A 6,944-nucleotide genomic window follows, 5' to 3' on the forward strand; every position below is an offset into this window, starting at 1 on the left:
GAGCAATATTATGAATAAAAAATGGGCTGCTAAACGACTTACAATCAATCTGACATCAAGTGAAGCAGAGAAGCTGGAAAAATACTGTTCAAAAACTGGTAGACCAGCAACCGATGTGATCCGGGAATTAATTCGGTCTGTGCCAATTGAAGAAGTACAAAATGCCAATTAGGAATTCATCTAGGGTAAGCGTAAGGGGTTTTTCTTTCCCTTTCCCCCAAAATCCGACAAGTATTGATACTACACTTACCAGCGCATTATTAAAGAAGCTCCTGAATCGACAAAATTTCAACAGCAGTAGTAACTCAAAGTGATTCAACGCTGATTATTTGTATAGAAAGGGCTAGCAACTTTTTTTAGCTGGCATTTAGTAAACCGCATATAAAATAAAGCCCTGGTAAAATTCAGGGCTTTTAACTTGACAACTCGATTTTCTGATTTTCATCCAAAAATATTACTTGTCATTAATCCTGAGTGAATAAATCTTTCTAAGTGCATCCAAGGCTACGGGTGATGCCTCTCCTGCTGGTACGATGAAAGTGCTTTTCCGACTGGGATTGCCACTGAATGAATTAAACACTTCAATGGTTTTGATAAATCCATTCACGCCCAGCTTTGGCTGCTGCTTCAGCACTATAGTAAATCGGATAGTCACCCAATACCGTGCCACCGGGGCTAACAATCCGAAACTGCCAGCATTTGCATGGAGTGTAAAATACGACTAAAACACGAGAGTGAATACAGACAACTGAATGAATCTTGGTGGTAGTCATAGTACTGTGCGCTTGCGCTTTTGAATATTAGTAAAGCAGCCATTCTCGTAACGAAAATAGGTATAAATGCGTTTCAAGTGAAACTAACAGATTAAGCCTAGTTATAGATGTTCTAGAAAACTTTTTAACATTAGCACTTTTTGCAACTAACTTAAGTATGAATAATAGTCTGCCTTAAGTTAGTTTTTGCAGGTATATACAGCAATTAGATAGTTATTTGATAGTTTCAAAGAGCTTTCCATAAAGAGAGTACCTAAAAATCAAAGGTTTTAAGTACTCTTTATCTAAACTAGGATTTAGGCACTGTACAAATTAAACATAATGTTGGTGTGAATTTCGGCCTTTCAGGTGTGTCAGATCTACCGCAGGTTCAAACAATTTGACTACCCAGATGCTGAGATATTTTGTAGTCCAATCTCTAACGGACTCGGCATTTTGAGAAATGCGATATCAGGGTCAGGGTTTTGGTTAACATAGAAATTTTAGTTCCCAAGAAATAAACTATGCCCAAGACTTGGAATATTAAAATAGATAACTATTTTCAAGCCAATCCCAATTGCATTATCGCCACAGCCCATGTAGACAGCTTTCCGATAGACCTGCCGTTAGAACCGAACATCCGCGAACCGAACCGCAAAAGCGCGACCTACAGACAAATCTTCGACTCGCTGACCACTGAACCTGCAAAATTATTCTCTCGCCACAGTGGAATTGTTTTGTCAGCCAATAAAGTTAAACCTACCAAAAACAAAACCGAGCTAGAACTGGAGATTTTAGAAGCTAACGAGGGGGGTAGCGATGGGATTATCAACGGTGGTCACACAGTTTTAGCCTTTGAGCAAGCGAAAAATTACAAATACGATTTAACCCAAGCCAGAGTAAAAATTACGATCCACATCGGACTGACTGAAGAATTAGCCAAGGACATAGCCCTGGCTTCAAATACGACAACGCCAGTAGATTCTCGCTCCAAAGTCAACGCCAGAGGTGATTACAAATTCATCAAGCAGTATTTAATCCAGTTAGAACAGAAAGAAGATAGGAAATTCCGCATCGCCTATTACCAAAATCAAAGCGGCGTTCCCAGAAATGCTCAGTGCAATGTCACCCATTTGCTCAAGCTCCTTTACTGCCTCGACAGAAATAAATACAACCCCGACGGCAATAAACGAACCAAACACCCAGCAGGGATGAGTCTTCCAAGTAACATCACAGATGCAGAAAGAGAAAGATTAACCGCTTTACTCCCTCTGCTAACTCATGCTCTGTGGATAGAGCAAAGACTGTACGAAATAATCCAAGACCATATCAGCAATCCCAGAAGAAAGGGTGTCAACGACCTAGCATCAATAGATATACGTAAAACTACATTGTTGCCGGACAGCAAGTATTCATTCGGGTTTGGTGCGCCAACTGACCTCGCATTACCGATAATTGCATCATATCGGGTATTTTTGGACAAGGACTATAAATGGATTTTGCCGTTTAACGAATTTGCCGAAGACTTTTTACAACACTTGTGGAATAACTATTTCCGCAAATATTTGGTGTCGGAGAAAACAGCAGGGAATACAGTCGGCACAAAAATTAGCCGTAATCAAGAGATTTGGGAAAGTTTGTATATCTCTGCACAAAGTTATCTAAATCAGCACTTAGTAAAAATGGTTAACTCTAGTAAGTCAGAAGAACCCAAGGTTACAGAAAGTACAAACAAGAGAGCAAGAAAGAAAAGCAATGCAGCTACTGTGCCTAAATAAATAGCTTTTTACCGTTTGACTGAGCGCTCACGGCAAAGCCTTTCCCCCTTTGCCCAAATCTTTTTAATAAGGGTGCATCTGCTTTTGAGCTAAGAAATGAATCTAGATTTTTCGCATTATCCCTCTAAACTCAAATCAATTATCTCTAAAACATCCGGCAACCAGCGAACGTGTTCAACAATCTTGTCGTGAGTTCGAGCTTTGTCTCTTGTGACAGTCCCCCAAAGTTTACCTTTTTCAGTCAAATGCCAGATATTTTTGTGGCTTTGTTTACCATTCGTGTCAGTTTTGGTTTGAACCTCCTTGGTTTGCAAGCCAGCAGATTCCAAAACATGGTTAACTATCTGAGGTTTTATGGGCTTGGGTAGTCCAAGGCGTTCGGCATACAATTCGCCGATTGCAGTTGGAGACAAGTGTCGGTCAGAAGTCGCAACGGTTTCCTGGATTGCCCCCACCAACTCCTGTGCCATTGGGGTTATTTCAGGACACAGCGCTTGTACACCGCGAAGAATAGTGATGGTTTGAAGTTCTGCACTAAGCCTTGTGCCAGAAAGAATCTTTTGTCCAAAGTTAACGAGTTCATCAAGTGTGGGTTTGGTATTTTGTTGCTGATTTGGCTTGGGCATCTCATATTTGCCAGTGCGCCGCAGGGATGGAAGGACTTCGTGAAAAACCCAACGCTGGAACCGTTTGGCAACTGGTTTACGAGATTTAAAGATCAGGCGATAAAGCCCAGGCTCAGTCACAGTCAGCATTTCTTGTCCTTGAGGATTGTCATCACCAGGGGTATAGATATTAGCTATACCCCTTTCATCTTCATCAAAATTAGCTAACGCATCACTGACATTTTTGATTTCAAGAATCGCACAGACATCCGCCGCTACCCATTCTGGTTTCTCTGGTGTACCAACGAATCGGACTTGTTGAGACTCAAACACGAAAACTGATAAGTCTGACATAACTAAAATCTCTCCAAAATTATTATCCAATTGCTCAAAGTTGATGTTAAGAATCAGCCGTCAAGTTTAAATTTGTAAATTAATCCTTGATGGTCAGTTTGGCGGATAAGTGTAACAATTGCTGTTTTTAATTCAGAGGCGCGCTCATTCTCTCCCAGTTCTTTGACAATAAAATCTTCAAGTGTTAGATGCCGTGTCCGCTCCAATTTATCAATCATTTGTTGAGAAGGAGTAAGGGGTGTGGCTGTCGCCGTTCTGAGTTGTTGCCGTTGTTTGGTTGAGAATGAATCTCCTGTTGGTTTATCGTTGTCCCGATCAAGAGCAGAGTAATTAGGTAACTCAGGCATTGCGCCCCATGTGGAATTACCACCAAAGAACACAGCACGGTTGCATGGAGAAGCTTTAATCAAAGTGTTTATTTTCTCTAAATCAATCATTTCTAGAATCGGTGATTTTTTCCATTGTTTTAAGACATTAGTATTCCGATCAGAAATAATAGCGACTGCCGTAATTTGACTAGTAGCCGATAAATTTAACCCTAGTGGCCCAACATAAGGAGATTGAGCAAGTAGCCAAACATTCTCCTTGCTAGAACCGCCAAGTGAAGAAATATGTAAGATCAATGTGCCAATCCGCTCGTTTCGGCATTTTTTAGCTGCATCTCCAAGGGTAGAACCTTCATCAATCACTAATAAAGATTCTTCTTGATTATTAGCCCATTCGATGTAGCCTATTTCTTCATCGGTTCCATCAAGAACTTCATCCATCCATTTACAAATGTTTTCTGGAGACTCATTTTTGCATTTTTTACGCCGAACAACGTCAACCACGCCCTCTGTGTAACCATATTCGGATGGTTCATTTTTGGGGTCAATATAAAAGATTTTACGGTTTGGGTTTTCGGCTTTTATTCGACGCAGGGCATTAGCAACCAGCATTCCCTTACCGCTTCCACCAATCCCAAAAATAATACAGTTCCGAATAGGTGAAGCAATTTCTCGAACTATATCTATAACGTGTGTAGGATTGTGAATTGAAGATGATGTATTTATATTTACAGGTAATGAATCCGATGGAACGAGCATTGGAGAGGCAGAAGGAATCAATACTTGGGGCGATTCATTGATTTGTACCGTGTCCTCAATATAATCGATTGCAGCCTTAGAAAACTCATACTCTTGACTATTAGCAAACTGTAACTCTTTGTTCACAGAATCTTGACCAACCTGTTGGACATAACCTCTAAAATCATCACCGTCGAGAATATGAGCAATACAGCCATATTCTCTAATCGCTGCTTGATTGCGTTGAATTTCTTTGGCTTTTTTAAAGCTACTATATAATGTCCATCCGGCAATCAGCGCTCCAGTGATACTAGAGGTAGCCGAAGCTGCGATCGCTGCTATAACTAACCCAAAAGCAATATTCCATTGATTGTTGTTTTCGGTAGTGGACTTAAAAGCGATCGCGCTCCACTGTTCGGGCGTTCTCTGGATCTTATTAATATCAAAACGTGTCATATTCATATTTTTTTTCATAAAAGTTCAGCGTTTGAGGCAGAAAGGGAGATAGCCATATTGAAAACTACGCTCCCAGACTTACCTTATTGCTTGCTAGGGTTTAATCGCATAAGACAATTTACCAACCCAAATGATCAAAGAAACTATCACCTCAATTGCAAACAACGTAATTAGCGCTAACGCCAAATTACCGTAGTCCAATTTCCCCCACTGGCCTGTTGCCAAAATAAATATTAAGTCTGAGATTTTACCACTAGCCACAGGTGAATAAACAGTAAGACAAATCAGAAAATCAACTGTGTAGGTAAAGATTTTCAACACCTCTAAGTTGCTGACAACAGAGATTGGCAAGTGATTGTACGTCCGTTTAAGCATTTTTAATGTTGGGTCATCGGTATCTTTCTCTTGATAGCGAGAACGCCCATCACAAGAGGTGACAATCTTCTCTATAAACTTCTCGTTGTTATAGAGAATCAACGGTAAAACTTCGATGATTTGAATCACGCTCCAAAGTATTGCTCCGAGTATCCAAGAAAGACTCTTAGAAAATATTGCTGCGATCCCATTGATGATTGGAATTGCAGCGACCAGAGAAGTAAATGCACTACTGGTAGCTTTCGCTCCCAGAAATGACACGGCTCTCTCATAAGGTTGAATGTTCAAATAGGCGAACCAGATGCCGACTACTACTAACCCCCAATATAAAAGCCGTAGCCAGGAATTAGTTTTTGCTTGTCCATTCTGATTTTTGGGCATCGTGAAATTCATTTTGCTCCTTTATCTATCGGCTGGCTGTATGTACCACCGCGGAAGCGTTTAAGCCTAGTGGCAACTAAATCTCTGTTGCCAGTAAATGCAATAGCTTCTACTTCTCCCCCATCCCCAATCACACCAGTATTCCCATTGGCATCACAGACTACAGTTCCTTTGGGCAATGGGTTTAGTGTGATTCGGTCTTGGATCACTTTTCCCTGAACAATCGTCACGTATTTATGGGGATAGACCGTGGCCACGATTGGTAAACATCCTGTCTTATATCTGGCATCAGCAATTATGGCTTGTTGCTTCTCAAACTCAAACTGCTGTTCTAACAAAGTTTGTTGCTTGGAGTTTTGAGCAATAGATTGCTTAATGTCTGATATTGCTGCCATATTCCTTTGAATATCACCAGAGGAATAAAGCAAAGATGCCCCAATTAAGGTGCAGAACACAATTGATGTTTTGTGCTTCCTCCATACTCTTGAACTATTCATTGCCCCATATCCTCTAAAAAAGCATCAATACTAAAAGTGTTATCAGCAGGAGCTTTTAACTTGAAATTCTCTACATCAGATTTGACTTGAGGCGTAAGGGATTTAACGTCACTCAAAAAAGCATCAACGTCTACTGTTTCTACACCGTAGCCAGCAAGCAGTTTGTTTATTTGTCTATCATTGTCCGAAAGTTCGCGCAAGTATTCAGTACTGTACTGTGTTTGCTCAAGGAAAGAATTAGCAACTACACCTCTGCTATGGTCTAACGCCCTTTGAAAAACTTTTGCTTCTAGTGTTGCTATGGCATTGGCTTGGGCCACCGCACCACTCATTACCACCCGAATCATCCCTGCCATCATCTGATGATTGACGTTTGGGATAACACTCTTCCCCATGTTAGTTGCTTGTTGAATCGCTGATGCTTCTTGTTCTGATGCTGGCAGGTGCTTTTGCTTATCAATTGCTGTACCAGCCAGTTCAAAGATTTTCTCCAACTCTTCTGTAATATCTGGGCTAAACTCATCACCTTCGGGGTCAACATCTGCCCCGTGGTCACGCATGATTCGGAGTGCTTCTATCACCAGGGTAAGAGCATCTCAATCAGGCTTGACATAAGGAATTAGAAGAATCTAATGTATTGTTAATGAAACAACTGAGAACCTGAATCATATAATTGTTATCC

Annotated in this window: 8 protein-coding genes; 2 read left to right on the top strand and 6 right to left on the bottom strand. The window is 40.8% G+C overall.

Annotation, left to right across the window (positions count from 1 at the left end):
• The first annotated feature begins 10 nt into the window (after positions 1 to 10).
• A complete protein-coding gene (locus H6G26_RS36615; protein WP_190736368.1) occupies positions 11 to 172 on the top strand; it encodes a ribbon-helix-helix protein, CopG family in 162 nt (53 codons plus the stop codon).
• Between the two features lie 409 nt (positions 173 to 581).
• Here the strand turns inward: H6G26_RS36615 and H6G26_RS36620 are convergent, their stop codons facing one another.
• Positions 582 to 773, bottom strand: coding sequence for a hypothetical protein (locus H6G26_RS36620; RefSeq protein WP_190736370.1), 192 nt, complete (start codon positions 771 to 773; stop codon positions 582 to 584).
• Between the two features lie 503 nt (positions 774 to 1,276).
• Between H6G26_RS36620 and H6G26_RS36625 the strand changes: the two genes are divergently transcribed.
• On the top strand, positions 1,277 to 2,530 hold the full coding sequence (locus tag H6G26_RS36625) for an AIPR family protein (RefSeq protein ID WP_190736373.1): 1,254 nt from the start codon (positions 1,277 to 1,279) through the stop codon (positions 2,528 to 2,530).
• A 116-nt stretch (positions 2,531 to 2,646) separates the two neighbouring features.
• On the opposite strand, the gene H6G26_RS36630 is transcribed toward H6G26_RS36625, so the two are convergent.
• The 5 genes from H6G26_RS36630 to H6G26_RS36650 form a co-directional block, all read right to left on the bottom strand.
• Positions 2,647 to 3,489, bottom strand: coding sequence for a BRO family protein (locus H6G26_RS36630; RefSeq protein WP_190736374.1), 843 nt, complete (start codon positions 3,487 to 3,489; stop codon positions 2,647 to 2,649).
• Between the two features lie 53 nt (positions 3,490 to 3,542).
• Complete coding sequence (locus tag H6G26_RS36635; RefSeq protein WP_206757586.1) at positions 3,543 to 5,015, bottom strand: hypothetical protein; 1,473 nt, start codon at positions 5,013 to 5,015, stop codon at positions 3,543 to 3,545.
• A gap of 87 nt (positions 5,016 to 5,102) precedes the next feature.
• A complete protein-coding gene (locus H6G26_RS36640; RefSeq protein WP_190736378.1) occupies positions 5,103 to 5,765 on the bottom strand; it encodes a hypothetical protein in 663 nt (220 codons plus the stop codon).
• 8 nt (positions 5,766 to 5,773) lie between these two features.
• Entirely contained in the window at positions 5,774 to 6,262 is a 489-nt protein-coding gene (locus H6G26_RS36645) for a hypothetical protein (protein ID WP_190736380.1), read from the bottom strand.
• Positions 6,259 to 6,843, bottom strand: a complete 585-nt coding sequence (locus H6G26_RS36650) for a hypothetical protein (RefSeq protein ID WP_206757587.1) — start codon at positions 6,841 to 6,843, stop codon at positions 6,259 to 6,261. Before H6G26_RS36650 ends, H6G26_RS36645 begins: the two co-directional genes overlap by 4 nt.
• Between the last annotated feature and the right edge of the window lie 101 nt (positions 6,844 to 6,944).

It is taken from the genome of Nostoc sp. FACHB-888 (assembly GCF_014696655.1).
In the GTDB taxonomy this organism is placed as follows: domain Bacteria; phylum Cyanobacteriota; class Cyanobacteriia; order Cyanobacteriales; family Nostocaceae; genus Nostoc.

Excerpts from the sequence above, each read along its gene's own strand:
- H6G26_RS36615 (WP_190736368.1), top strand. The coding sequence starts at position 11 with ATGAATAAAAAATGGGCTGCTAAACGACTTACAATCAATCTGACATCA.
- H6G26_RS36620 (WP_190736370.1), bottom strand. The coding sequence starts at position 773 with ATGACTACCACCAAGATTCATTCAGTTGTCTGTATTCACTCTCGTGTT.
- H6G26_RS36625 (WP_190736373.1), top strand. The coding sequence starts at position 1,277 with ATGCCCAAGACTTGGAATATTAAAATAGATAACTATTTTCAAGCCAAT.
- H6G26_RS36630 (WP_190736374.1), bottom strand. The coding sequence starts at position 3,489 with ATGTCAGACTTATCAGTTTTCGTGTTTGAGTCTCAACAAGTCCGATTC.
- H6G26_RS36635 (WP_206757586.1), bottom strand. The coding sequence starts at position 5,015 with ATGAATATGACACGTTTTGATATTAATAAGATCCAGAGAACGCCCGAA.
- H6G26_RS36640 (WP_190736378.1), bottom strand. The coding sequence starts at position 5,765 with ATGCCCAAAAATCAGAATGGACAAGCAAAAACTAATTCCTGGCTACGG.
- H6G26_RS36645 (WP_190736380.1), bottom strand. The coding sequence starts at position 6,262 with ATGAATAGTTCAAGAGTATGGAGGAAGCACAAAACATCAATTGTGTTC.